Source organism: Rhizobium sp. LEGMi-198b (assembly GCF_054114205.1).
The window spans coordinates 58,308-83,326 of sequence record NZ_JBSYVH010000009.1; the positions used below are offsets into that span (position 1 = coordinate 58,308).

23 protein-coding genes are annotated in these 25,019 nt (G+C 59.9%); 18 read left to right on the forward strand and 5 right to left on the reverse strand.

The genetic code is table 11. The annotated features are described in order from the left end of the window. Positions 1–3: 3 nt before the first annotated feature. Entirely contained in the window at positions 4–2,463 is a 2,460-nt protein-coding gene (locus tag ACXHXG_RS27920) for a ComEC/Rec2 family competence protein (protein ID WP_457901428.1), read from the forward strand. Here ACXHXG_RS27920 and lexA read toward each other — a convergent pair. The 3 genes from lexA to ACXHXG_RS27935 form a co-directional block, all read right to left on the reverse strand. Next, the gene (gene lexA / locus ACXHXG_RS27925; RefSeq protein ID WP_285167262.1) at positions 2,444–3,166 is read right to left on the reverse strand and encodes a transcriptional repressor LexA; all 723 of its coding nucleotides are present in this window, start codon (positions 3,164–3,166) and stop codon (positions 2,444–2,446) included. The two genes, ACXHXG_RS27920 and lexA, sit on opposite strands and share 20 nt — an antisense overlap. A gap of 393 nt (positions 3,167–3,559) precedes the next feature. Continuing rightward, positions 3,560–4,051 (reverse strand): DUF2721 domain-containing protein, encoded by a 492-nt coding sequence (locus tag ACXHXG_RS27930; RefSeq protein ID WP_104822991.1) that lies wholly within the window; start codon positions 4,049–4,051, stop codon positions 3,560–3,562. 105 nt (positions 4,052–4,156) lie between these two features. Next, positions 4,157–6,190 carry a mechanosensitive ion channel family protein gene (locus ACXHXG_RS27935; protein WP_283050282.1) on the reverse strand — a complete coding sequence of 678 codons (2,034 nt, stop codon included), beginning with the start codon at positions 6,188–6,190 and terminating at the stop codon, positions 4,157–4,159. Between the two features lie 538 nt (positions 6,191–6,728). On the opposite strand from ACXHXG_RS27935, the gene ACXHXG_RS27940 reads away from it, so the two are divergent. The 14 genes from ACXHXG_RS27940 (at position 6,729) to ACXHXG_RS28005 (ending at position 19,429) form a co-directional block, all read left to right on the forward strand. After that, the gene (locus ACXHXG_RS27940) at positions 6,729–7,616 is read left to right on the forward strand and encodes a VOC family protein (protein WP_457901429.1); all 888 of its coding nucleotides are present in this window, start codon (positions 6,729–6,731) and stop codon (positions 7,614–7,616) included. Continuing rightward, the gene (gene kdsA, locus ACXHXG_RS27945; protein ID WP_457901430.1) at positions 7,613–8,452 is read left to right on the forward strand and encodes a 3-deoxy-8-phosphooctulonate synthase; all 840 of its coding nucleotides are present in this window, start codon (positions 7,613–7,615) and stop codon (positions 8,450–8,452) included. Before ACXHXG_RS27940 ends, kdsA begins: the two co-directional genes overlap by 4 nt. A 149-nt stretch (positions 8,453–8,601) precedes the next feature. Next, positions 8,602–9,876, forward strand: coding sequence for a phosphopyruvate hydratase (gene eno / locus ACXHXG_RS27950; RefSeq protein ID WP_104822995.1), 1,275 nt, complete (start codon positions 8,602–8,604; stop codon positions 9,874–9,876). 274 nt (positions 9,877–10,150) lie between these two features. Then, positions 10,151–10,462 (forward strand): FtsB family cell division protein, encoded by a 312-nt coding sequence (locus ACXHXG_RS27955; protein ID WP_104822996.1) that lies wholly within the window; start codon positions 10,151–10,153, stop codon positions 10,460–10,462. Between the two features lie 157 nt (positions 10,463–10,619). Beyond that, positions 10,620–11,663 carry a pyruvate dehydrogenase (acetyl-transferring) E1 component subunit alpha gene (pdhA, locus tag ACXHXG_RS27960; protein ID WP_457901431.1) on the forward strand — a complete coding sequence of 348 codons (1,044 nt, stop codon included), beginning with the start codon at positions 10,620–10,622 and terminating at the stop codon, positions 11,661–11,663. Between the two features lie 18 nt (positions 11,664–11,681). Next, the gene (locus ACXHXG_RS27965; protein WP_104822998.1) at positions 11,682–13,052 is read left to right on the forward strand and encodes a pyruvate dehydrogenase complex E1 component subunit beta; all 1,371 of its coding nucleotides are present in this window, start codon (positions 11,682–11,684) and stop codon (positions 13,050–13,052) included. A 15-nt stretch (positions 13,053–13,067) separates the two neighbouring features. Next, on the forward strand, positions 13,068–14,426 hold the full coding sequence (locus ACXHXG_RS27970) for a pyruvate dehydrogenase complex dihydrolipoamide acetyltransferase (protein WP_457901432.1): 1,359 nt from the start codon (positions 13,068–13,070) through the stop codon (positions 14,424–14,426). Between the two features lie 25 nt (positions 14,427–14,451). Continuing rightward, a complete protein-coding gene (locus tag ACXHXG_RS27975; RefSeq protein WP_104823000.1) occupies positions 14,452–15,093 on the forward strand; it encodes an SGNH/GDSL hydrolase family protein in 642 nt (213 codons plus the stop codon). A gap of 108 nt (positions 15,094–15,201) precedes the next feature. After that, the gene (lpdA, locus tag ACXHXG_RS27980; protein ID WP_260303856.1) at positions 15,202–16,647 is read left to right on the forward strand and encodes a dihydrolipoyl dehydrogenase; all 1,446 of its coding nucleotides are present in this window, start codon (positions 15,202–15,204) and stop codon (positions 16,645–16,647) included. Between the two features lie 55 nt (positions 16,648–16,702). Beyond that, on the forward strand, positions 16,703–16,957 hold the full coding sequence (locus tag ACXHXG_RS27985) for a GlsB/YeaQ/YmgE family stress response membrane protein (protein ID WP_104823002.1): 255 nt from the start codon (positions 16,703–16,705) through the stop codon (positions 16,955–16,957). 13 nt (positions 16,958–16,970) lie between these two features. Continuing rightward, on the forward strand, positions 16,971–17,219 hold the full coding sequence (locus ACXHXG_RS27990; RefSeq protein WP_104823003.1) for a GlsB/YeaQ/YmgE family stress response membrane protein: 249 nt from the start codon (positions 16,971–16,973) through the stop codon (positions 17,217–17,219). Between the two features lie 36 nt (positions 17,220–17,255). After that, the gene (lipA, locus tag ACXHXG_RS27995) at positions 17,256–18,227 is read left to right on the forward strand and encodes a lipoyl synthase (RefSeq protein WP_457901433.1); all 972 of its coding nucleotides are present in this window, start codon (positions 17,256–17,258) and stop codon (positions 18,225–18,227) included. Between the two features lie 152 nt (positions 18,228–18,379). Next, positions 18,380–18,973, forward strand: coding sequence for a P-loop NTPase family protein (locus tag ACXHXG_RS28000; protein WP_457901434.1), 594 nt, complete (start codon positions 18,380–18,382; stop codon positions 18,971–18,973). A gap of 9 nt (positions 18,974–18,982) precedes the next feature. Then, positions 18,983–19,429 carry a type II toxin-antitoxin system RatA family toxin gene (locus tag ACXHXG_RS28005; RefSeq protein ID WP_104825088.1) on the forward strand — a complete coding sequence of 149 codons (447 nt, stop codon included), beginning with the start codon at positions 18,983–18,985 and terminating at the stop codon, positions 19,427–19,429. A gap of 15 nt (positions 19,430–19,444) precedes the next feature. Here the strand turns inward: ACXHXG_RS28005 and ACXHXG_RS28010 are convergent, their stop codons facing one another. Next, positions 19,445–19,942, reverse strand: a complete 498-nt coding sequence (locus ACXHXG_RS28010; RefSeq protein WP_457901435.1) for a CinA family protein — start codon at positions 19,940–19,942, stop codon at positions 19,445–19,447. Beyond that, on the reverse strand, positions 19,939–21,159 hold the full coding sequence (locus tag ACXHXG_RS28015) for a bifunctional 2-C-methyl-D-erythritol 4-phosphate cytidylyltransferase/2-C-methyl-D-erythritol 2,4-cyclodiphosphate synthase (protein WP_457901436.1): 1,221 nt from the start codon (positions 21,157–21,159) through the stop codon (positions 19,939–19,941). Before ACXHXG_RS28015 ends, ACXHXG_RS28010 begins: the two co-directional genes overlap by 4 nt. A 220-nt stretch (positions 21,160–21,379) precedes the next feature. On the opposite strand from ACXHXG_RS28015, the gene dusB reads away from it, so the two are divergent. From dusB to ntrC, 3 genes are read left to right on the forward strand one after another with little or no spacing between them, the layout of a single operon-like run. Continuing rightward, positions 21,380–22,408, forward strand: a complete 1,029-nt coding sequence (dusB, locus tag ACXHXG_RS28020; RefSeq protein WP_457901437.1) for a tRNA dihydrouridine synthase DusB — start codon at positions 21,380–21,382, stop codon at positions 22,406–22,408. Further along, positions 22,405–23,559, forward strand: a complete 1,155-nt coding sequence (locus ACXHXG_RS28025) for a two-component system sensor histidine kinase NtrB (RefSeq protein ID WP_104823008.1) — start codon at positions 22,405–22,407, stop codon at positions 23,557–23,559. The genes dusB and ACXHXG_RS28025 overlap by 4 nt, the downstream gene beginning before the upstream one ends. Next, positions 23,556–25,007: a nitrogen regulation protein NR(I) gene (ntrC, locus tag ACXHXG_RS28030; RefSeq protein WP_104823009.1), complete on the forward strand. Its 1,452-nt coding sequence runs from the start codon at positions 23,556–23,558 to the stop codon at positions 25,005–25,007. Before ACXHXG_RS28025 ends, ntrC begins: the two co-directional genes overlap by 4 nt. The last annotated feature ends 12 nt before the right edge of the window (positions 25,008–25,019 follow it).

Genomic DNA, 25,019 nt, shown 5'->3' on the forward strand with positions numbered 1-25,019 from the left:
TATATGCCTAATTTAGAGGCACCGGATCCGCAGGTGGATGGTCGGGAATTGGCTGCGGTTGCCGTGCGCGAGCAGAGCGTGGGCGCGGTTATTTCTCGTGCCAAAGCGTCGCGGCCAGAGCGGACACAGGACCACGCCGCGCTTATTGCCCGCCTTCGCCTCGCGGCAGGCAGCATCCGACTCAGCATTTACCATTTAGCCGAAGAAGAGGCGGCGCACGGTCGCGCGATGCTATTTGCGCCGGTCTACATCGGCGCCGGCGCGATCGTCTGGTTCTCGGTCGGAGCCGATCCGCCGCCGCAAGCTGTTTTTACGGCCCTCCTTATCTTCGCTGTCGCATTTTTCCGCCAGCAGCAGGCGGGGCGAGTGCTACGGCACATATTGTTTGCCGGCATGCTGGTGTGCTCCGGCATGGCTCTGGCGCAATGCGAAACCTGGCGCGCATCGACGGTGATGCTCGACTCTGCGGTGACGACCACCATCACCGGGCGGATCGAACGGCGTGAAGCCGACGACAAGGGCCGTTGGCGCTATGTCGTCGCCCTGGAGGCAACGGAAAAACCGACCATTCGCCGGCCGCCGGCGCAGATCACCATTTTCGTGCGCAAACAGCTCCAGCCCTTCGAACTCGGCGACCGCATTCAGGGTAGAGCGCGGTTGACGCCGCCGGCCGGACCTGCCTTGCCCGGCCTCAACGATTTCGCCTTCAGCGCCTATTTCGATGGCACCGGCGCGAATGGTTTTGCCTATGGAACGCCGACATTATTGTCGCCGACTAGTGATGTAGTTCAGGGGTCGGTCCTCGACAAGGCGGATATCTGGCTTGCCGGTTTGCGCAGCCATATCGGCGATAGAATCAGGACGCTTTTGCCCGGAGACACCGGCGCCTTTGCGGCTTCGCTTGTCACCGATGAGAGACGAGCGATCTCAGACGATACGACGGAAGCGCTGCGGACCTCGGGTCTTGCGCATATCATCGCCATCTCCGGCCTGAACATGGCGCTCTCCGCGGGCATCTTTTATGTCGGTTTACGCTACGCCCTCAGTCTGTTTTTCGGCGTGGCACAGGCTTGGCCAACAAAGAAGATTGCGGCCTTCGGCGCGCTAGTTACAGTGACGGCTTATTATCTCATTTCCGGCTTCGGGGTATCCGCGGAGCGTGCCTTCATCATGATGGCTATCATGCTGATCGCCGTGCTCTTCGACCGACCATCCATTAGCCTGCGCAACGTGGCGCTATCGGCGATAGTCATTCTCATACTGTCGCCTTCGCAGGCGCTCGGACCAAGTTTTCAGATGTCTTACGCCGCGACCCTGGCGTTGGTGTCCGGCTATTCGCTCTGGGCGAGGAGGCCGCATCGGGAGAGCGTTCTCTCCCGGTTCCGGGTCATGCGTCCGCTGCTCTTCGTTTCCCGTTTCTTCGGAAGCATATTGTCGACCTCTTTTATAGGCGGCGCATCGACGGCAATCTTCTCGATAGAGCATTTTCACCGATTGGCGACATATGGTCTCATCGCCAATCTGGCGGCTATGCCGGTCGTCTCCTTTGTCGTCATGCCGTTTGGCATGGCGGCGACGCTACTGATGCCATTTGGCGTTGATGCCCCTTTCTGGCAGATAACCGGCTGGGGACTTGATGTCGTCATCGTCATTGCCAAAACGGTTGCCGCCTGGGGCGGCAATATTCCCTTCGGTCGGCTGCCGGTCTGGCTGTTCCCGACGGTCATAGCCGGCTTCTTGTTGATGACCTTGCTGAGAACATGGCTGCGACATGCAGGTGCGCTCTTGATCATCGGTTCGGTTGCAGTCGTGGCGCTCGGCCCCGGTGTCCTCAAGCCTGATCTCATGATCTCCGAGGACGGCACGCTGGTCGCCTTGTTGCGCAACGGTGCGCTGACGACAAACCGCGAAAAACCGCCGGATTTCATCTTCGAGCAGTGGCAAAGAGCATTGGCGATCACCGAGCAGCAACCGCCAACGATGCTTCCGCCGGATAGTCAGCTCCCCAAAATCAGCAAATCAGACAAGCATCGTCGCCTGAATTCCGAAGAACAGAGCACCGTTCGAAAGGCGATGGATGCGGCATTAGACGCGGCCGGGCCGGGCGGTTTCGCCTGCCAAAAAGGTGCATGGTGCGTGGCAATGCTGGATAATGGCGACATGCTTGTCACCATTGAAGATGCCGCCTATCTCGCTCCGGCCTGCGACACGGCCAATATCGTCATCACCTCCGTACGGCTGCGTCTTGATCGCTGCCGCTCTGGCGCGATGCTTTTTACGGGCGCAACACTGCGCCGCACGGGATCTATTGAAATGAACCTCAGCACCAATAAACCGGTCGCAACGGCGGCGTTTGAAAACCTTTCGCGGCCATGGAGCCTGCATCGCTCCTACGACTGGCGAACAGACACTTTTGGCGCGCCGCTCAAGCCGGCGTCACCGGTCAGTGATAGCGGCGAATGAGACCGACGAGCTTGCCTTGTACCTTCACTCGATCCGGCCCAAAGATGCGGGTTTCGTAAGCAGGGTTTGCCGCTTCAAGCGCGATCGAGGCTCCCTTGCGGCGGAAGCGCTTCAATGTCGCCTCTTCATCATCGACGAGAGCGACGACGATGTCGCCGGGATTGGCGGTCGTGGCGTTGCGGATGATGACGGTATCGCCGTCAAAGATGCCGGCATCGATCATCGAGTCACCCTTGACCTCCAGCGCATAATGCTCGCCGGAGCCGAGCATGTCGGCGGGAACGGTGATGTCGTGAGTATTGTTCTGGATAGCCGAGATCGGAACGCCGGCGGCAATGCGGCCCATGACGGGTACCGAAACCGAACTGTTGTTGTCCTCACTCACCGGCTTGGCGGGTGCGGGCGGCGGCACAAGTTGCGGCTTGCCAAGGCTACCCTCGATGACGCTTGGCGAAAAGCCGCGGCGAGGCTGCAGGCTCGGGCTATAGGCCTCAGGCAGCTTGATGACCTCCAGCGCTCGGGCTCGGTTCGGCAGGCGACGGATGAAGCCGCGCTCTTCCAAAGCCGTGATGAGACGGTGAATACCGGATTTGGACGCAAGGTCCAGCGCATCCTTCATCTCGTCGAAAGATGGCGGAACACCGGACTCCTTCATTCGTTCGTGAATGAAGAGAAGCAGTTCCTGCTGCTTGCGCGTCAACATCGTTTTGAACCTCGGGACTGAGAAGGTGTCGTGAAACAAATCCAGAACGGACACTATATGTTCCATATGTGTTCCGCAAGCCCTTAAATTTCGGTGAACATTTTGTAGGTGCATCAAATAAATGGGAACATAACAGGTCCCGGGCAGATGACTTTTTTCCCGGCACCTTCAAACTAAATAGCAGAAATATATGCGGAATCGGGCGAAGCAAAATTTCGGACGATCCCAAAACGGATTATCTCCAAGGCGGCGAAAAGCCATGTTCTTCGTTCTATAAGCTCTTTGGAGGACGACACTCTCCGAACCATGGAGAGCAAGCTATGGATCTGACTGGGAATCCGGATTTCTGAGGGGCCGGGATTGGTGCCATCCGTAGTAATATTCGATGGGATATCAATAGGTTGAACTTTTCCTCGAACTCCCGTGCCGGTGCTCGAGCAAGGTACGGTCGTTGGCGATCTGCCTTAGCATGCTGCGCCCGGCCAGAATCATCTCGACGAGAAAGGCCACAAAGGCGCCCATGAGTGCGAAGACGGCAAGGCCAAAGAGCCAGAGCAGCAATTGCTCGCGAAATTGCTGTCGAATTGCACCGCCCATGAGGCCGAGCGTCGCAAGGCATGTGAACACGCCCGATGCCGTGCCGAGCAGAACTGCGATCTCCAGCGCCAATGTTCGCCGTCGCAGATAATAGAGCTGCAGCAACCGCGTTTCATCCGGGTCCTCAGAGGTCACCCGTTCGAAAAGGCTGTTGACCCGGTCGGAGACGCGGGCGAGCCTGGCCGAGAAGACATTGAGGCACCCGGCGGTGCCCGCCAGCAGAAAGACCGGTGTCAGCGCTATTTGAATAACGTGCGCGGCAATAGACGTCAGATGGTCATTCAGCACATTGGATCTCCTTTCTGTCCAACGTCATCCGGTATCGGCTCCAGGGTTGTCGCCTTGCCAAAGAGGGCGCGGAGATGAGGCTGGTGACTGATCTCGCGCGAACGGTCAGGTCGGCGGCGCTGCCGATTGCGTCATTTGCTCAGCGATCTTCTTTCTCTGCAGTGTCATGGCTGCGATCGCGGCATCGGATTTTTCCTCGCCACCCACCTGCACTGTCGGCTGAGCGAAGTCGATGCCGTTTTCCATGAAGGCGTCGCGGATCATGGTATAGGCCTGGCGCCGTATGTAGGTTTGCCGACCGGGGAGGGCGGTAAAAGCAAAGCTCAGTTCGATACCGAAGTCGCCAATTTGCTCCACCCCCTTCATTTTCAGGGTCTCAAGAATCTGCGGTCCGATTTCCGGATCTTCTTTCAACTGCTCTCCGATTTGCTTGACGATCCTTTTCGCCTTGGCGACGTCGGTATTGAACGGAACCCGTAGCAGGAATTTATCGATCGCCCAGTCGCGGCTCATGTTCTGAACGGCGCCGAGTTCGCCGAAGGGAACTGTGAACACCGGACCATGATGATGTCGAAGCCTGACGGAACGCAGGCTGAAAGATTCCACGGTTCCCTTGTAGCTGCCGCTTTGAACGTATTCGCCGACGCGGAAGGCATCGTCCATCAGGTAGAAAATGCCGCTGACGATATCCTTGACGAGCGTTTGCGAGCCGAAGCCGATCGCCACGCCGAATATGCCGGCCCCCGCAATCAACGGCCCGATCTGCACGCCCATTTCGGACAGCACGGTGAGGACGGCGGCTGCGATAACGATGGCTGCCAGCGCGTTGCGGAAGATCGGCAACAGGGTGCGAAGGCGGCCCGCGCGCGCGGCTTCCGCCGATGGCGAGGAGGCACTGCTATCGGCGGCGCTCAATTTCTCGTCAATGAATGCCCTCGACAATTGCCAGCAGAGATCGGCCAAAATCAGAACGACGACGCTCTTCAGCGCACCGCGAACAGCGGCGTCGATCGCCGGATTTTCTCGTGCGAGGATGTTGGGATCATAGTGCCAGACGACGGTAATCCAGGCGACCGCGGCTACGATGACGAGCGCCCGCGCACCGCGGATGGCCAGCACCATGCGCGCACTGTTCTTGTTGTCACCAGGCCAGCGTCCCTTTGCAAATGCTTCGGCCGTCCGTCCGACGGCAGTCAATAGCCCCGGAAGAACAACGACATAGATGCCAAGCCAGAAGAGGCCGACGAAGTTGGCCACCCAAAGAAGCCAGAGGCAGGCAACGTAGAGTGAATAAAGGATGTTCATAAGCGTTAACTGTCGGGCAGCGGTTTCCTTGGCCGGTCGCCGCCACACGGCTTCGAGCGTAATCAGCAATAGGAGAATGGAGAACCCGTGGGAGACGACGGTGCCGACATCTCCGTCGATGGAGAGCGGTCTGGTCAGCGACGTCGTGGCGCCGGCTATCGCCAAAACGGCAATGAAGAGACAAGCCCTGCGATAGCCGAAGGCCGACAGAGAGCCCGCGTCCATCGATAGTCTGCAGACGGCAAATGCGAGGCGAGCGGCAATGAATGCCGTCAGATAAAACAGGATCACCACATGCAGTAGCGGCGGCCAGTCTATGGCTAGGAAAATGGCGGAGCTGACGAGGGTGAAAGTGATCCACGGTCCTAATTCTCCGATCGTATGTGCGACAAGAGGATTTGGAAACTGGGCTTTCAGGACGGTTTTCTTGAAAAACCATTCCGCAGCGAGACCGACGCAGACCAATGCGGCGAACATGACGACGGCAGGCGCAAAGCCGTTGTTCCTTGCCTGCTCACGCACCCTACTCGCTGCAGCGGCGAGCTGCCCCGGTACATTGGGAATCGCCGACCGCAGCGCCTTATATCGGGCGCGAGCGCGGGCCTCTCCGGTTTCGACCAGCGTCGCCGTCGCCGAAGGTGCCGGCTGTTGCTCGGCTGCTTGCCGCTTTTCCAGCCATTGGCGCAGCTCCGGATCATTCATCAGACGCAGCAATTCCGATAGCTTTGCAGGCGGTGCTGTGGGGGCCGTTTCGGGGGTCTGCGCGTGGCACAGTTGCGGCGCAATAGCCGTGAAAACAAGGATAAGTGCAACGGCGACCAAGCCGCTGGGCATAAGGGAAATCAAGCGGGCGACAGAATTCGTGAACCTTCGGACGTGCCCCACCAAGGCCAGACAAAGAGAAGCCGTCAAATGTAAGACCGGGCGTATGGGCGCCCCCTCGACGAGCATCAAGCGCATGTCTCCCCCAAGCACCCGACAATCAGATTGAGTACTGCTGCAAAGATAGAAGTAACGACGGGCCGCTCTTCTGCCTTTCCGAGATCGGATGGTGAATTGCGTTGCCGTTGGACAATCCGAACTGAAGAATGCGCGTCTTTGTCTTGCTGCCGGGAAACGGACTTTTCGGCGCTATCCTCACCCGTATCACTTACCTGTTGCCGCGCTACAGATCATTTATTGCAGTATGATGCGGATATTGCTCGAATTATTGCCCTCTCACAAGGGAGAGTTTGGTGCCAGCACATATATAATTCGGCTAGTTCGCGTGCGGATTTTTGCGGGAGCGCTCTTCTGTCGTCTGCTCCGACGCTTTGATCTTGAATTGAGCCGCAGATGGGCGCAAACCTGCCGACGAATGAAGGGGGAGACCATGACCTCATCGCCGCATCCGCTGGATCATCTCGTTCTGCCGACGGTCAATATCGCCTTGGCGCGAGAGCGGTTGGGCAAGCTTGGTTTCACCGTGGCGTCCGATGCCCGACATCCCTTCGGCACGGAGAATGCCTGCGTTTTCTTTGCTGACAAGACCTATCTGGAGCCCTTGGGTGTAGCATCGCAGGAGCAGTGCGAGGCGAGCGTGGGGGAGGGCAATGTTTTCGTCGCCCGCGACCAGGCCTACCGTTTTCGCATCGGCGATGAGGGATTTTCGGCCATCGTTTTCGGCACGGACGATGCGGTCGCCGATGACGAACGATTCCGGGTCAACACCATGTCAGCCGGAAACATGCTGGATTTTGCCCGGCCGATGCGCATGCCGGACGGTTCGGAGGTGACGGCAGGTTTCCGTCTTGCTTTCGCAGCCGATTTGCGTTCGCCGGATTTCTTCACCTTCTGCTGCCAGCGCATCAATCCATTGCCGGCCGATCGCGGCGCCCTGGAGCGGCATGCCAATGGCGTAACCGGCATTGCAAGGGTTGCCGTCTCGGCGCCGAATCCGGCTGCGTTCCGTGGCTTTTTCGAGCAGGTCGTCGATAGGCCAAAGATATCGGATCATTCCTTCGGCCTGACGATCCACGCGGCCAATACGGGGATCGAGGTTCTGACCCTAGAAGGCATGGAAGCCTTCTACGATCTATCCTTGTCGGGGGACGATCCCGGCCTTCGCGCACGGGCAATCCTTTTCAAGACGCGCGATCTTTCCGTGACATCGTCGCATTTGGCTGCTAACGGCGTCACATATACGCGTAAGAACAATCGTATTTTGGCAAAGCCCGCCCCCGGACAGGGCGCGCTGTTCGCCTTCGAGGAGATAGCATGAGCACCAATTCCGAAGTCATCGTCGGCGAGGGCGCATCCAAGGTTCTGTTTTCCAATGCCGCGAAGCTGTCGCTGATCGCCGGCCCCTGCCAGATGGAAAGCCGCGATCATGCCTTCATGATCGCCGGCGTGTTGAAGGAACTCTGCGACAAGCTCGGTATCGGCCTTGTCTACAAGTCGTCCTTCGACAAGGCGAACCGCACGTCGCTCTCCGGCAAGCGCGGCATCGGGCTGGAAAAGGCATTGGAGGTCTTTGCCGATCTCAAGAAGGAATATGGCTTTCCAGTCTTGACCGACATCCATACGGAAGAACAGTGCGCCGTTGTCGCCAAGACGGTCGATATTCTGCAAATCCCGGCCTTTCTGTCGCGCCAGACCGATCTTCTTGTCGCAGCCGCCAAGACCGGCCGTGTCGTCAACGTCAAGAAGGGTCAGTTCCTCGCGCCCTGGGACATGAAGAACGTGCTCGCCAAACTGAATGAGAGTGGCAATCCCAATGTGCTTCTGTGCGAGCGCGGCGCGTCTTTCGGTTACAATACGCTCGTTTCCGACATGCGCTCGCTGCCGATCATGGCGGCGATGGGCGCGCCGGTGATTTTCGATGCGACGCATTCGGTGCAGCAGCCGGGCGGACAGGGTGGTTCGACGGGCGGCGACCGCCGATTCGTCGAAACCCTGGCGCGTGCAGCGGTCGCTGTCGGCGTCGCCGGCCTCTTCGTCGAGACGCATGAGGATCCGGACAATGCCCCTTCGGACGGTCCGAACATGGTGTATCTGAAGGACATGCCGCGGCTTCTGGAAAAGCTGCTTGCCTTCGACGCGATCGCCAAGGCCTGAGAAATGGGAGGCGTTCAACAGGCTGACATGAATTTGCGCTACGCGGCCTGTAGGCGCTTCAATCGAGGATGCGGGGCGGCATTGTAATTTCCGCACCTTCGACTTAGACAGATTTCAATCGATTATAACCCAGCGAGCAGGAAGCTATCATGACCGCAATCACCGACATTATCGCCCGCGAGATTCTCGACAGCCGTGGCAATCCCACCGTCGAAGTCGATGTGTACCTGGAAGACGGCAGCATGGGCCGCGCTGCGGTTCCGTCGGGCGCTTCGACCGGCGCGCATGAAGCCGTCGAAGTTCGCGACGGCGGCAAGCGTTATCATGGCAAGGGTGTCGAGAAGGCCGTCGAAGCCGTCAACACCGAGATCTTCGACGCGATCGGCGGCATTGACGCGGAAAACCAGATCCAGATCGACAACATCATGATCGAGCTCGACGGCACGCCGAATAAGTCGCGCCTCGGTGCCAACGCCATCCTCGGCGTATCGCTCGCAACTGCCAAGGCTGCCGCCCAGAGCGCCAACCTGCCGCTCTACCGTTACGTCGGCGGCGCTCACGCCCGCCTGCTGCCGGTTCCGATGATGAACATCATCAACGGCGGCGCTCATGCCGATAACCCGATCGACTTCCAGGAATTCATGATCCTGCCGGTCGGCGCAGATACCCTTCGCGACGCCGTCCGCATGGGCTCGGAAATCTTCCACGTCCTCAAGAAGGAACTGGCATCGCAGGGCCACAACACCAATGTCGGCGACGAAGGCGGTTTCGCGCCTGGCCTTTCCAGCGCGCCGGCTGCGCTCGACTTCATCATGAAGTCCATCGAAAAGGCCGGCTACAAGCCCGGCGAAGAAATCGCTCTCGGCCTCGACTGCGCTTCGACAGAATTCTTCAAGGACGGCAAGTACGTTCTGGAAGGTGAAGGCCGCACGCTGGAATCCGGCGCCATGGCCGAGTACCTCGCCGAACTCGCCGCCAAATATCCGATCATCTCGATCGAAGACGGCATGGCCGAAGACGATTGGGAAGGCTGGAAGATCCTGACCGAACTGACCGGCAAGAAGACGCAGCTCGTCGGCGACGACCTGTTCGTCACCAACTCGGCTCGTCTGCGCGATGGTATCCGCATGGGTGTCGCCAACTCGATCCTCGTCAAGGTCAACCAGATTGGCTCGCTGACCGAGACCCTCGACGCCGTCGAAACCGCGCACAAGGCCAACTACACGGCCGTCATGTCGCACCGTTCCGGCGAAACCGAAGATTCGACCATTGCCGATCTCGCTGTTGCCACCAACTGCGGTCAGATCAAGACCGGCTCGCTGTCGCGCTCGGATCGTCTTGCCAAGTACAACCAGCTCATCCGCATCGAAGAAGCGCTCGGCCCGCAGGCTCAATATGCCGGCCGTTCCATCCTTCGCGGCTGATAATGCATACCCCTGAAAATCCAAGGGATTTTCGCAAAGGCCTATTCTGCGTCGGGTAACAATCCGAGTCGCCTTATAAGCCAATAATTTCCAGCTCTTGAACCGCGCCTTCGGGCGCGGTTTTTTGCTGGAAAAATGGCAGAGTCAACGGATGGTTAATCTCTGGCGGCTAGTGTTGTCGTAGATGTTTGATTTAGCATGATCTTATCCGGAAACCCGTTGTGCGGAGCTGAGGTCGGGATCATTCTCGGTAGAGCCTTTTGAGCAAGCGAGTATGTGGACAAAATATCATAAGAAGAGAAAGTTCGGCCGTTTCGTTCTCCCCGCTATCACGGTCGCCTTCGTGAGCTATTTCGGCTACCACTGCGTTCACGGCGACTACGGTCTGAAGGCAACCGAGGTTTTCGAGAAGCAGCGCATCGACCGCGGCAAGGAGCTTGCCGATCTCGTCGCCAGGCGCGAACACCTTGAAAAGGAAGTAGCTTTGCTCAGCGATGGCTCGCTGGATAAGGATATGCTCGACCAATATGCGCGCTATCAACTGACCTATTCCAAAGCCGACGAGATCGTTATTTTCAACAAATAGCCGCAATTAACCGAATTTCGGTTAATTGCCTTTTTTGTAAGCATATCAATCGCTTGCAAAGAATATGAGCCATGCAATTATAGCATTGCTGTGGCGAGCAATCTTCCCTATGTTACGCGGCACTACAAAACGAGGCTACTCACATAGGGAGGGTTGAATGGCGCCGCGAAAAACCGCGTCCGTTTCCAGCCGTAAGACAACATCCAAGCCTGTCAAAGACACCAATGGTGGTGCGATCGCGGATTTCGACCGCGATGAGGAGCTCAAGGCCTATCGTGAGATGCTCCTGATCCGCCGCTTCGAAGAGAAGGCCGGCCAGCTCTACGGCATGGGCTTCATCGGCGGTTTCTGTCACCTTTACATTGGCCAGGAAGCAGTCGTCGTCGGCATGCAACTGGCGCTGAAGGAAGGCGATCAGGTCATCACCGGCTATCGCGACCACGGTCACATGCTGGCAACCGGCATGAGCGCCCGCGGCGTCATGGCCGAGCTCACCGGACGCCGGGGCGGCTATTCCCGAGGGAAGGGTGGCTCCATGCACATGTTCTCCAAGGAAAAGAACTTCTACGGCGGCCACGGCATCGTCGGCGCGCAGGTCGCGCTCGGCACGGGCCTCGGCTTCGCCAACTGGTACCGCGGCAATGACAATGTCAGCGTCGCCTATTTCGGCGATGGCGCCGCCAACCAGGGCCAGGTCTCCGAAAGCTTCAACATGGCGCAGCTCTGGAAGCTGCCGGTGATCTACGTGATCGAGAACAACCGTTACGCCATGGGCACGTCGACTGCGCGCGCCACCGCGCAGGCGGACTTCTCCAAGCGCGGCTCCTCCTTCGGCATTCCCGGCATTCAGATCGACGGCATGGATGTCCGCGCCGTCAAGGCCGCTGCCGACGAAGCTGTCGAATATTGCCGGTCCGGCAAGGGCCCGATCATTCTGGAAATGCTGACCTATCGCTATCGCGGCCATTCCATGTCGGACCCGGCCAAGTATCGGTCCAAGGACGAAGTGCAGAAGATGCGCTCCGAGCATGACCCGATCGAGCAGGTTCGCGCGCGCCTTCTGGAAAAGGGCTGGGCGTCGGAAGACGATCTGAAGGCGATCGACAAGGATGTCCGCGATATCGTCGCCGACAGTGCCGATTTCGCCCAGAACGACCCGGAGCCGGATGCTTCCGAGCTCTACACCGACATTCTGCTCTAAATCGGGGAGGGACGATCCATGCCCATCGATATTCTCATGCCTGCCCTTTCTCCGACGATGGAAGAGGGCACCCTTTCCAAGTGGCTCAAGCAGGAAGGTGACAAGGTCACCTCCGGCGACGTCATTGCCGAAATCGAGACCGACAAGGCCACGATGGAAGTGGAAGCCGTCGACGAAGGCACGATCGGCAAGCTGCTGATCGAAGCCGGCACCGAAGGCGTCAAGGTCAACACCAAGATCGCGATCCTGTTGCAGGACGGCGAATCCGCTTCGGACATCTCGACGGCGAAGGCCGCTCCGGCCGCCGAACCGGTCAAGACCGAAGCGCCCGCCGCCGCTGCCCCGGCGCCCGTTCCGGCACAGCCGAAAGCCGCCCCTGCCGATCCGGAAATTCCGGCCGGCACGGAAATGGTGTCGATGACAGTGCGTGAAGCGCTGCGCGATGCCATGGCCGAAGAAATGCGCGCCGATCCGGACGTCTTCGTCATGGGCGAAGAAGTTGCCGAATACCAGGGCGCCTACAAGGTTACCCAGGGCCTGCTGCAGGAATTCGGCCCGCGCCGCGTTGTCGATACCCCGATCACCGAACACGGCTTTGCCGGTGTCGGCGTCGGTGCTGCCATGGCCGGCCTTCGCCCGATCGTCGAGTTCATGACCTTCAACTTCGCCATGCAGGCGATTGACCACATCATCAATTCCGCTGCCAAGACGCTCTACATGTCCGGCGGCCAGATGGGCGCTCCGATCGTCTTCCGCGGCCCGAACGGCGCGGCAGCCCGCGTCGCCGCTCAACACAGCCAGGACTATGCGGCCTGGTACAGCCAAATTCCGGGCCTCAAGGTCGTCATGCCCTATACGGCAGCCGACGCCAAGGGCCTGCTGAAGGCCGCGATCCGCGATCCGAACCCGGTCATCTTCCTTGAAAACGAAATTCTCTACGGTCAGCACTTCGATGTGCCGAAGCTCGACAATTTCGTTGTGCCGATCGGCAAGGCCCGCATCCATCGCTCCGGCAAGGACGCAACGGTCGTCTCCTTCGGCATCGGCATGACCTATGCCACCAAGGCGGTTGCCGAGCTCGAAGCCCAGGGCATCGATGTCGAGCTAATCGACCTTCGCACCATCCGCCCGATGGACCTGCCGACCGTCATCGAATCGGTCAAGAAGACCGGTCGCCTGGTGACTGTCGAGGAAGGCTATCCGCAGTCCTCCGTCGGCACGGAAATCGCAACCCGCGTCATGCAGCAGGCCTTCGACTATCTCGATGCGCCGATCCTGACGATCGCTGGCAAGGATGTGCCCATGCCCTACGCCGCCAACCTCGAGAAGCTGGCGCTTCCGAATGTCGGTGAAGTGGTCGATGCGGTGAAAGCCGTTTGCTACAAATAAGGGGAGGGCTCTTCGATGCCTATCAACATCACCATGCCTGCCCTCTCGCCGACCATGGAAGAGGGCAACCTCGCCAAGTGGCTGGTCAAGGAAGGCGATAAGATCAAGTCCGGTGACGTCATCGCCGAGATCGAGACCGATAAGGCGACGATGGAAGTCGAGGCCGTCGATGAAGGCACCGTTGCCAAGATCGTCGTTCCCGCCGGCACCGAAGGCGTCAAGGTCAATGCGCTGATCGCGGTTCTGGCTGGCGAAGGCGAGGATGTCTCTGCCGCTGCCTCGGGCGCCGCTGCTCCGGCTGCTGCGCCGGCCGCCGCGGCACCTGCACCTGCGCCGAAGGCAGACACGGCTCCAGCCCAGTCCGCACCGGCCGCTCAGCCGGCGCCGGCCGCGCCTGCGGCTCTCTCGACGGATGGTCATCGCACCTTCGCATCGCCGCTCGCTCGGCGTCTTGCCAAGGAATCCGGCATCGATCTGACTGCGCTCGTCGGCTCCGGCCCGCATGGCCGTGTGGTCAAGAAGGACATCGAAGCCGCCGTCTCCGGCGGTGTCGGCAAGGCCGCTCCGGCGGCTGCTCCCGCCGCCCAGCCGGCCGCTGCTGCACAGGCTCCGGCCGCAGCCGCGCCGAAGGGCATGTCGGACGATGCCGTCCTCAAGCTGTTCGAGCCCGGTTCCTACGAGCTCGTGCCGCATGACGGCATGCGCAAGACGATCGCCAAGCGCCTGCAGGAATCCAAGCAGACGATCCCGCACTTCTACGTCTCGGTCGATTGCGAACTCGACGCGCTGCTGGCGCTCCGCACGCAGCTCAATGATTCGGCTCCGAAGTCGAAGGACGGTGCGCCGGCCTACAAGCTCTCGGTCAACGACATGGTCATCAAGGCCTTGGCGCTGGCGCTGCGCGACGTTCCGGATGCCAATGTGTCCTGGACCGACAGCAGCATGGTCAAGCACAAGCATGCCGATGTCGGCGTTGCCGTGTCCATTCCGGGCGGCCTGATCACGCCGATCATCCGCAGCGCCGAACTGAAGACCCTCTCGGCCATCTCCAACGAGATGAAGGACTACGGCAAGCGCGCCAAGGAACGCAAGCTGAAGCCCGAGGAGTATCAGGGCGGCACGACAGCCGTGTCCAACATGGGCATGATGGGCGTCAAGAACTTCGCCGCCGTCGTCAACCCGCCGCATGCGACCATTCTGGCCGTTGGCGCGGGCGAGCAGCGTGTGATCGTCAAGAAGGGCGAGATGGCCATCGCCACCATGATGACCGTCACGCTGTCGACCGACCATCGCGCCGTCGACGGTGCGCTTGGTGCGGAACTGCTGGCGGCCTTCAAGGGCTACATCGAAAATCCGATGGGGATGCTCGTCTGAGCCTTGTCGTCAAACGGAGGCATGCATGACCAAGACCGTTCTGTGTTATGGCGACTCGCTGACATGGGGCTATAGCGCCGAAACGATCGGTCGTCATGCTTTCGAAGATCGGTGGCCGAGCGTGCTGCAAAAGGCGCTCGGCGATCAGGTCCGGATGATTCCGGAAGGGCTGAACGGCCGCACCACGGCTTTCGATGACCATCTCGCCGATTGCGACCGTAACGGCGCGAAGGTATTGCCGACGATCCTGCAGACGCATGCGCCGCTCGATCTCGTCATCATCATGCTGGGCACCAACGACATGAAGCCGGTGATCGCCGGTTCGGCCTTTGCTGCCTTGCAGGGCATCAGCCGGTTGATTCAGCTCATACGCAATCATACATGGGCGTTCGAATATGATGTCCCCGACATTCTGATCGTCGCGCCTCCCGTCATCACCGAGACCGCCAATCCGGCTTTCGCCGCTCATTACCTCGGCGCGATCAAGGAGTCGGCGAAGCTTGCGACGCTCTACCGCGATCTGGCTGACGAGCTTGGCTGCGGTTTTTTCGATGCAGGCACGGTTGCCGTGACGACGCCGCTCGACGGGGTGCATCTCGATGCGGAAAACACCCGGGCGCTCGGTCGTGGCCTCGAGCCGATCGTGCGAATGATGCTTGGACTTTAACTATTTGATTGAGCACGATCTTGCTCGCCGCTTCGGTTCGGCATCGTGCTTCGGGAAAATTAAGGCAGGCTGCGCTTCGATCGGCCGCCAACCAAAGGCAGGAAACATATGGCTGAGAATTACGACGTCATCATCATCGGCTCTGGCCCTGGCGGCTATGTCGCCGCCGTGCGCGCCGGCCAGCTTGGCCTGAAGACGGCGATCGTCGAACGCGAGCACCTGGGCGGCATCTGCCTGAACTGGGGCTGCATTCCGACCAAGGCGCTGCTGCGTTCGGCCGAAATCCTCGATCATTCCAATCATCTGAAGGACTACGGTCTTGTCCTCGAAGGCAAGGTAACGCCGGATGTCAAGGCGGTCGTCGCCCGTTCGCGCGGTGTTTCCGCCCGCCTCAACACGGGTGTTGGCTTCCTGATGAAGAAGAACAAGGTCGATGTGATCTGGGGCGAAGCCAAAATCACCAAGCCCGGCGAAATCGTCGTCGGCAAGTCGACCAAGCCGGTTGTCGAGCCGCAGCATCCGCTGCCGAAGAACGTCAAGGGCGAGGGCACCTATACCGCCAAGCACATCATCGTCGCCACGGGCGCCCGCCCGCGCGCGCTGCCCGGCATCGAGCCGGATGGCAAGCTGATCTGGACCTATTTCGAGGCGCTGAAGCCGGATTTTCTGCCGAAGTCGCTGGTGGTCATGGGCTCCGGCGCGATCGGCATCGAATTTGCGAGCTTCTATCGCTCTATGGGTGTCGACGTCACCGTCGTCGAAATCATGCCGACCATCATGCCAGTCGAAGACGCCGAAGTCTCCGGCATCGCCCGCAAGCAGTTGGAAAAGCGCGGCCTGAAGATCTTCACCAAGACGAAGGTCACCAAGGTCGACAAGGCTGCGAACAGCATCACCGCGCATATCGAGACCGAGGACGGCAAGGTACAGCAGATCACCGCTGACCGCATGATCTCCGCCGTCGGCGTGCAGGGCAACATCGAAAATCTTGGCCTGGAAGCGCTCGGCGTGAAGACCGATCGCGGTTGCGTCGTCATCGACGGCTACGGCAAGACCAATGTGCCGGGCATCTATGCGATCGGCGACGTCGCCGGTCCGCCGATGCTGGCGCACAAGGCCGAGCATGAGGGCGTGGTCTGCATCGAGAAGATCGCCGGCCTGCCGAACGTGCATCCGACCGACAAGAGCAAGGTGCCGGGCTGCACCTATTGCCAGCCGCAGGTCGCCTCTGTCGGCCTGACGGAAGCCAAGGCAAAAGAACTCGGCCGCGACATTCGCGTCGGCCGCTTCCCGTTCACGGCCAACGGCAAGGCGATCGCGCTTGGCGAGGACCAGGGCCTCTGCAAGGTCATCTTCGACAAGAAGACCGGCGAACTGCTCGGCGCGCATATGGTCGGCGCCGAAGTCACCGAACTGATCCAGGGCTTCGTCGTCGCCATGAACCTGGAGACGACGGAAGAGGAACTGATGCACACGATCTTCCCGCATCCGACCGTTTCGGAAACGATGAAGGAAGCCGTGCTGGACGCTTACGGACGCGTGCTCAACGCTTGATAATCTCCTGGCTCGCCCTTTATCCGAAGGGTGGAAAACAGGAAAGGAAATCAATATGTCTATCACTACGGAAGGTTGGGTCGTCTTTCTTCTTATCGGTCTGGTCGCGGGCTTTCTCGCGAGCCTGGTCGTCGGTGGAGGCGGGCTCATCAGTTGCCTGGTGAGCGGCGTGATTGGTGCTTTCGTGGGCGGTTTCCTGTTCCATTATTTTGGGATTTCGCTCGGCATTGAAAATGCACTGGTGGTGGAAATCATCCATGCCACCGTCGGTGCGATCATCGTGGTGCTATTGGCGAGATTAATCGCCTGAGATCGGGGATGTGATGGAAAGTGTCGGCTGGCTGGGTCTGGTCATCATCGGCGGTCTCGCGGGCTGGCTTGCGGGAAAGCTGATGGAGGTGCGCTACGGCATCATCCTCAACATCGTGCTTGGCATTGCCGGCTCGGTCGTTGCCGCTGCCATTTTGGTGCAATTGCATGTCGGCGTGCCCGGCGGCCGGATCGGCTATTTCGTCACCGGTTTCATTGGTGCGTGCATTCTGATATTTCTCGCCAAACTCGTCCGGCGATGAGTGGGCCGCGACTGAGCGGCGGAAAGTAGACGTTTCATGGTCACGATTCTCGACACGATCAATCCAGACGCAAAGCGCGTCAGGCATCCGGAAAAGGCGCATCGGCCGGATACGGAAGTTCTGCGCAAACCGGATTGGATCCGCGTCAAGGCGCCGACATCGAAGGGCTATGCCGAGACCCGCTCGATCGTGAAGGAACACAAGCTCGTCACGGTTTGCGAAGAGGCCGGGTGCCCGAACATCGGCGAATGTTGGGACAAGAAGCACGCCACCTTCATGATCATGGGCGAGATCTGTACCCGCGCTTGTGCCTTCTGCAACGTCTCTACCGGCAAGCCGAACGCGCTCGATATGGCCGAGCCTGAAAACGTCGCCAAGGCCGTCAAGGAAATGGGCCTCAGCCACGTCGTCATCACCTCCGTCGATCGCGACGATCTGGAAGACGGCGGCGCCGAGCACTTCGAAAAGGTGATCTGGGCGATCCGCGCCGCTTCGCCGACAACGACAATCGAAATCTTGACGCCGGACTTCCTGAAGAAGCCGGGCGCATTGGAGCGCGTCGTCGCCGCCAAGCCGGACGTCTTCAATCACAATATGGAAACCGTCGCCGGCAACTATCTGACCGTACGTCCCGGCGCCCGCTATTTCCACTCGATCCGCCTGCTGCAGCAGGTCAAGGAACTCGATCCGACCATGTTCACCAAGTCGGGCATCATGGTCGGCCTCGGCGAAGAGCGCAATGAAGTGCTGCAGTTGATGGATGACCTCAGGACGGCCGATGTCGACTTCCTGACCATCGGCCAGTATCTGCAGCCGACACGCAAGCATCATCAGGTCATGAGCTTCGTCACGCCGGATGAATTCAAGTCCTACGAGACGGTTGCCTATACCAAGGGCTTCCTCATGGTCGCCTCCAGCCCGCTTACCCGCTCCTCCCACCACGCCGGCGGCGATTTCGCCCGGCTGCGGGCCGCCCGCGAGAAGAAGATTCTGCTGGCCGCCGAGTAAAATACAAGTCTCTTGCCTTTTGAACGAACCGCGGCGATTGTGCCGCGGTTTTTCGTTCGCGCCGTCACCTGTTCGTCATCAGAGCGGCCCAAGTGACACGCCGCCGTTTGTTACCCGTTTCGGCGCTTTCGAACCGACTATGGAGCTGGACCGTGGAGCAGATCGTCGCGCCGCAGGCGCTCCCTTATGCCGTCGATATAGAGACGGCAGTGTCTATTCTCAGAAGTGCCAACCGGATTCTCGTCATCGGCTGTTCCGGTGGAGGCAAGTCGACGCTGGCGCAGAAGATCGTTGTTTGCCTGGACTTACCTTACCTCTCAATGGATCGGGAGTTTTTCTGGCTGCCAGGCTGGGTGAAGAGAGACAAAGCGGAAGAGCGCAATCTAATTGCGGGGAAAGTCGCAGAGGATCGCTGGCTGATTGATGGGACAGGGCCGTCAAGCTTCGATCTGAGATTACCGCGGACCGAACTTGTTCTTTGGGTGCGTATGCCGCGCTGGCTATGTATGTGGGGGGCTCTATCGAGAGCGTTGCGATGGCTGGGACGGTCGCGCCCTGATATGGCGTCGGGTTGTCCTGAGCGCATCGATTGGGAGTTCCTGCGTTACATATGGGATTGGGAGCGGAAATTTGCGCCGAAAGTGCTCGCGGGCCTCATCGAACACGGCCCCGATGTGCCTGTTCTGCAGCTAAAATCCCGCGGCGAAATGCGTCAGCTTCTTGATCTTCTGAACCGTCCTGCTTAATTGCCGCTCATGCCTCAGTTCGAAACGCACCGCCCCGTCCCACACTCGCCTGAACAGATGTTCGACCTCGTCGCCGATGTCGAGCGCTATCCGGAATTCCTGCCGCTTTGCGAGGCGCTGATTGTCCGCAATCGCAAGGAGCGCGACGGCAAGATCCTGCTGATTGCCGATATGACTGTCGGCTACAAGGCGATCCGCGAGACCTTTACGACGCAGGTGCTGCTCAACAAGCCGGAACGGGCGATCGACGTGAAATATATCGACGGGCCGTTCAAATATCTCGACAATCGCTGGCGCTTCACGCCATCGGAAAACGGCGGCTGCAGCATTGATTTCTTCATCGACTATGAGTTCAAGAGCCGCATCCTCGGCGCCCTGATGGGATCGATGTTCGATCGCGCTTTCCGTATGTTCACGGATGCCTTCGAGACACGCGCGAAGAAGATCTACGCCTGAGGCGGGAGTTAGGCATTACTTGCCGAGAGTGATCAGCATTTCCAATGCGGTCTTCAAGGTGGCGAGCCGAACCTTGTCGCGGCCGATATCGCCATAGCGCATTTCATGATGGATGAGTGCGCCGTTACGCGCCTTGGCGGCGAGGTGGACCAGCCCCACGGGCTTTTCCGCAGAGCCGCCAGCGGGTCCGGCAACACCGGTGACTGCGACGGCAAAGTCAGCCCGGGAGCGGAAAAGGGCGCCATGCACCATCTGCAGCGCCGTCTCCCTGGAAACAGCACCGAACCGCACGAGCGTCTGCTCCTGCACGCCGAGCATGTCCATCTTCGCCGTATTCGTATAGGTCACGAAGCCGCGGTCGACGACCGCTGAGGAACCGGGAATTTCCGTCAAAGCGCCCGCGATCAGCCCGCCGGTGCAGGATTCCGCCGTGGCGACCATCCAGCCTTTGGCGGTGAAATCGGTTATGATGCCCTGGGCGAGCGCGAGAATATCGTCGGGAAAATGCGTCATGCCTTGCCTCCGCGATAAACCACCGTTGCCGTCGCGATAGCCGCGATGCCCTCGCGGCGGCCAACGAAGCCGATCTTTTCGTTTGTGGTCGCCTTCACCGAGCAGCGCTCCAGGCTGATTCCCAGGAACTCGGCGAGTTTCGCGCGCATCGCCTCACGGTGCGGTCCGACCTTCGGCGCTTCGGCAATCAACGAGATATCGGCATTCATGATGGTGCCGCCGTGATCGCGCACGATCTTTGCCGCATGTTCGATGAAGATGCGGGAAGGGGCGCCCTTCCATTGCGGATCGGAGGGCGGAAAGTGGTCGCCTATATCGCCGGCGCCGCAGGTGGCGAGCAAGGCGTCCGTCAGCGCGTGCAGGGCGACATCGGCGTCGGAATGACCCTTCAGCTTCTGATCATGCGGAATGAAGACTCCGCAGAGTGTTACGCCGTCGCCCGGCTCGAGCTGGTGGACATCGTAGCCGTTGCCGGTGCGCACATCCGGCAGCAGGCCGGCGGAAAGTTTTTCATCGGCCATGGCGATATCCCTTTTGATCGTCAATTTCACATTGTCCGAACTGCCGGCAACGAGCGTCACCGGCAGGCCGTTCCATTCGGCGATCGCGGCATCGTCGGTGAAATCCGTCTTATTCTCGGCGGCGGCTTTTTCATGCGCCGCTAGAATATCTGCGTATCGGAAAGACTGCGGTGTCTGCGCGGCGTAAAGGCCCGAGCGGGGTACGGTTTCGGTTACTAGTCCAGCCGCATCGGCCCGTTTCAGCGTATCCGTCACGGGCATGGCAGGCAGCACGGCAGGTGCACCGGCAGCCAGCGCGGCGGCGCCGCGATCGAGCAGATCATGTTCGAAGAAGGGGCGTACGGCATCATGAATCATGACATGCGTGACGCCGGCATTTTCCAACTGCCGCAGCCCCGCAAGCACCGATTGCTGACGGGACGCGCCGCCAAAGGTAATCTCGACCTCGGACGAATCGGCAACCTGTTGCAGCGCGGCTTGGAGCAATGTCTCGTCGTCGCGATGAATGACAACCACGATCTTTGCCGCCTGCGGCCATGTCACGAATTTTTCAAGCGTATGCGCAATAACCGACCGGCCGCCGATCGGGCGATATTGTTTCGGACCTTCCTCGGGCGATCCCGCCCGCTCGCCACGCCCGGCAGCAACGATCACGATTCCGATCGACATCGGTTGCATTGAGTGCATTTGCGTCATAAACCCCCAGGGATGAAAGGCTTTCGCTCCGGCATGATCCCCATAAGTGTGAAGCGGTTCTTGGGTAGGATCATGATAAGCAGATCGCCAAAGCGGGATCCCGCTCCAGCAGGGTCTATCGCCTTGAATGGGTATTTTCCAGCATTTGCCCAAAAAATATCGGCGTTCTCCGAAACCTCTTGGCAAGCTTCGCAAGACTGTCTAAAAATAGTGCAAATATATGGTGTGCCTGAAAGATAATCATTTGTTTCCGTCCGAGCTTGCAGCCCCATTTTCCATCGGCCCAGTGCCCATCCGCAATCGCGTGATCCTCGCGCCGATGTCGGGGGTCACCGATTTGCCTTTCCGGCAGCTCGCCTTGCGCTATGGGGCCGGCCTGGTCGTGACGGAAATGGTCGCCAGCCGTGAATTGGTGCAGGACACGGCGGAATCCTGGGCGCGCCTGAGAAGTGCCGGCCTGAAGCCGCATATGGTGCAACTGGCCGGCCGCGAGGCGCATTGGATGGCCGAGGCGGCGAAAATTGCCGCCGACAATGGCGCTGACATCATCGACATCAATATGGGATGCCCGGCCAAGAAGGTCATCGGCGGCTATTCCGGCTCGGCGCTGATGCGCGATCCGGATCACGCGCTGAGCCTGGTCGAGGCGACGGTTAAGGCGGTCGATATTCCTGTGACGCTGAAGATGCGGCTCGGCTGGGACGAAAATACCATCAACGCGCCGCATATCGCCCGCCGAGCCGAGGAAGCTGGAATCCAGCTCGTGACCATCCACGGTCGCACGCGCATGCAGTTCTACGAGGGCAGGGCGGATTGGGATGCGATCCGCGCCGTTCGCGATGTCGTCTCCATTCCACTGGTCGCCAACGGCGATGTCGACACGTCTGAGGATGCGCTTGAGATACTTCGCCGCTCCGGCGCTGATGCGGTCATGGTCGGTCGCGGCTGTCAGGGGCGGCCGTGGCACGCGGGCGTGCTTGCCGGCCATCGCCACCCGGACCGCAGCGAGATCGCCGATATCGCCTTGGAGCATTATCAGATGATGCTCGCGTTCTATGGCGAAGCCGTTGGTATTCGTCATGCCCGTAAACATCTCGGCTGGTATCTGGACCGTTACGCTCCCACCATAGCAGGCGCTGAAAAGGCAGGGATCATGACTTCGAAAGACAGCCGGGAAGTGGCGGCATTGTTCCATGCGGCTCTGCGGACCGCGTCCGATCTCGCCCAAGGCGTCCAGGAGGCCGCATGAGTTCCAAATCCGATTCCGGAGCCGCGGATCACATGGGCAGCGTGGCCATGGCCGTTCTCAACGCGATCCAGAACCCGGTCGTGATGGTCAACGAGGCCGGCCTGATCGCCTTTGCTAACTGGGAGGCCGAAGCCTTTTTCGGCGCCAGCGCCTCTCATCTGTCGCGCTATGAGATTTCCACCTTCATTCCCTTCGGCAGTCCGTTGTTGGCGCTGATCGATCAGGTGCGCGAACGCCGCGGCCCGGTCAACGAATATCGCGTCGATCTCAGCTCGCCGCGTCTCGGCCAGGACAAGCTCGTGGACATTTATGTCGCGCCGGTTTCGAGCGAACCCGGCTCTGTGGTGATCGTCTTTCAGGAACGGTCGATGGCCGACAAGATCGACCGGCAATTGACCCACCGGGCTGCCGCCCGTTCGGTGACCGGCCTTGCGTCGATGCTGGCGCACGAGATCAAGAACCCGCTCTCCGGCATCCGTGGTGCGGCTCAATTGCTAGAACAATCGGTGGAGGATGACGATCGCGGGTTGACGCGCCTCATCTGCGACGAGACCGATCGCATCGTCTCGCTGGTCGACCGCATGGAGGTCTTTTCCGATGAGCGTCCGATCGACCGTGTGCCGGTCAACATCCATTCCGTCCTCGATCACGTGAAGGCGGTCGCCAAGGCCGGTTTTGCGCGCAATATCAAGGTCACCGAGAATTATGACCCGTCATTGCCGGCTGTTTATGCCAATAGAGACCAGCTCGTGCAGGTCTTTCTCAATCTGGTGAAGAATGCTGCCGAAGCCATCGGCGATCGGCCGGATGGCGAGATCATGCTGACGACGGCCTATCGCCCGGGTATCCGCCTTTCCGTGGCCGGCACGCGCGAAAAGATCTCGCTGCCGCTGGAATTCTGCGTGATCGACAACGGCCCGGGCGTGCCCTCCGATCTTCTGCCGCATCTCTTCGATCCGTTCATCACGACGAAGACGAACGGGACCGGTCTCGGCCTCGCGCTGGTCGCCAAGATCATCGGCGATCATGGTGGCATCGTCGAATGCGACAGCCAGAATCACCGCACCACTTTCCGCGTCCTGATGCCGGCCTCCAAAGGCATCACGCTTGAAGACGCTCCTCTTCCGAACTCCACAGGGACTACTCGATGACAGCTACGATCCTTGTCGCCGATGACGATGCGGCCATCCGCACCGTGCTCAATCAAGCCTTGAGCCGCGCGGGTTATGATGTGCGCATCACATCCAATGCCGCCACGCTCTGGCGTTGGGTTTCCGCCGGCGAAGGCGACCTCGTTGTAACCGATGTCGTGATGCCTGACGAAAACGCCTTCGACCTGCTGCCGCGTATCAAGAAGGCGAGGCCGGAGCTGCCCGTTCTGGTCATGAGTGCGCAGAATACCTTCATGACGGCGATCAAGGCCTCTGAAAAGGGCGCTTATGATTATCTGCCGAAGCCCTTCGACCTGACGGAGCTGATCGCCATTATCGGCCGCGCTTTGTCCGAACCGAAGCGCAAGCCCGCCAAGCTCGACGACGACATACAGGACGGAATGCCGCTGGTCGGCCGCTCTGCCGCCATGCAGGAAATCTACCGTGTGCTGGCGCGTCTGATGCAGACCGATCTGACGCTGATGATCACCGGCGAATCCGGCACCGGCAAGGAGCTCGTCGCCCGCGCGCTGCATGATTACGGCAAGCGCCGCAATGGCCCCTTCGTCGCCATCAACATGGCGGCAATCCCGCGCGACCTGATCGAATCGGAATTGTTCGGTCATGAGAAAGGAGCCTTCACCGGCGCGCAGACGCGCTCGACCGGTCGCTTCGAGCAGGCCGAGGGCGGCACGCTGTTTCTCGACGAAATCGGCGATATGCCGATGGACGCTCAGACCCGTCTGCTGCGCGTCCTGCAGCAGGGCGAATATACGACCGTCGGCGGCCGTACGCCGATCCGCACCGACGTCCGTATCGTTGCCGCCACCAACAAGGATTTGAAGCAGGCGATCAATCAGGGCCTCTTCCGCGAGGACCTCTATTACCGCCTCAACGTCGTGCCGCTGCGCCTGCCGCCGCTGCGCGATCGTGCCGAGGATATTCCCGATCTCGTCCGCCATTTCGTGCAGCAGGCTGAGAAAGAGGGGCTGGGCTCCAAGCGTTTCGACCAGGAAGCTCTGGAACTAATGAAGGCCTATCCTTGGCCTGGCAACGTGCGTGAGCTGGAAAATCTTATCCGTCGGCTGATGGCGCTCTATCCGCAGGATGTCATCACCAAGGAGATCATCGATGCCGAACTGCGGGCTGATGTGCCCGACAGTCCGATCGAAAAAGGCCCGGTCCGCACGGGGAATATGACCATCGCCCAGGCGGTCGAGGAGAATATGCGCACCTATTTCGCGAGCTTCGGCGACAATCTGCCGCCGCCCGGGCTCTATGATCGCATCCTCACCGAAATGGAATATCCGCTGATCCTTGCGGCATTGACCGCAACCCGCGGCAATCAGATCAAAGCCGCCGATCTGCTCGGTCTCAACCGCAATACACTGCGCAAAAAGATCAGAGAACTGGGTGTTTCCGTCTATCGAAGCTCCCGGACGGCTTGACAATGTGATCGG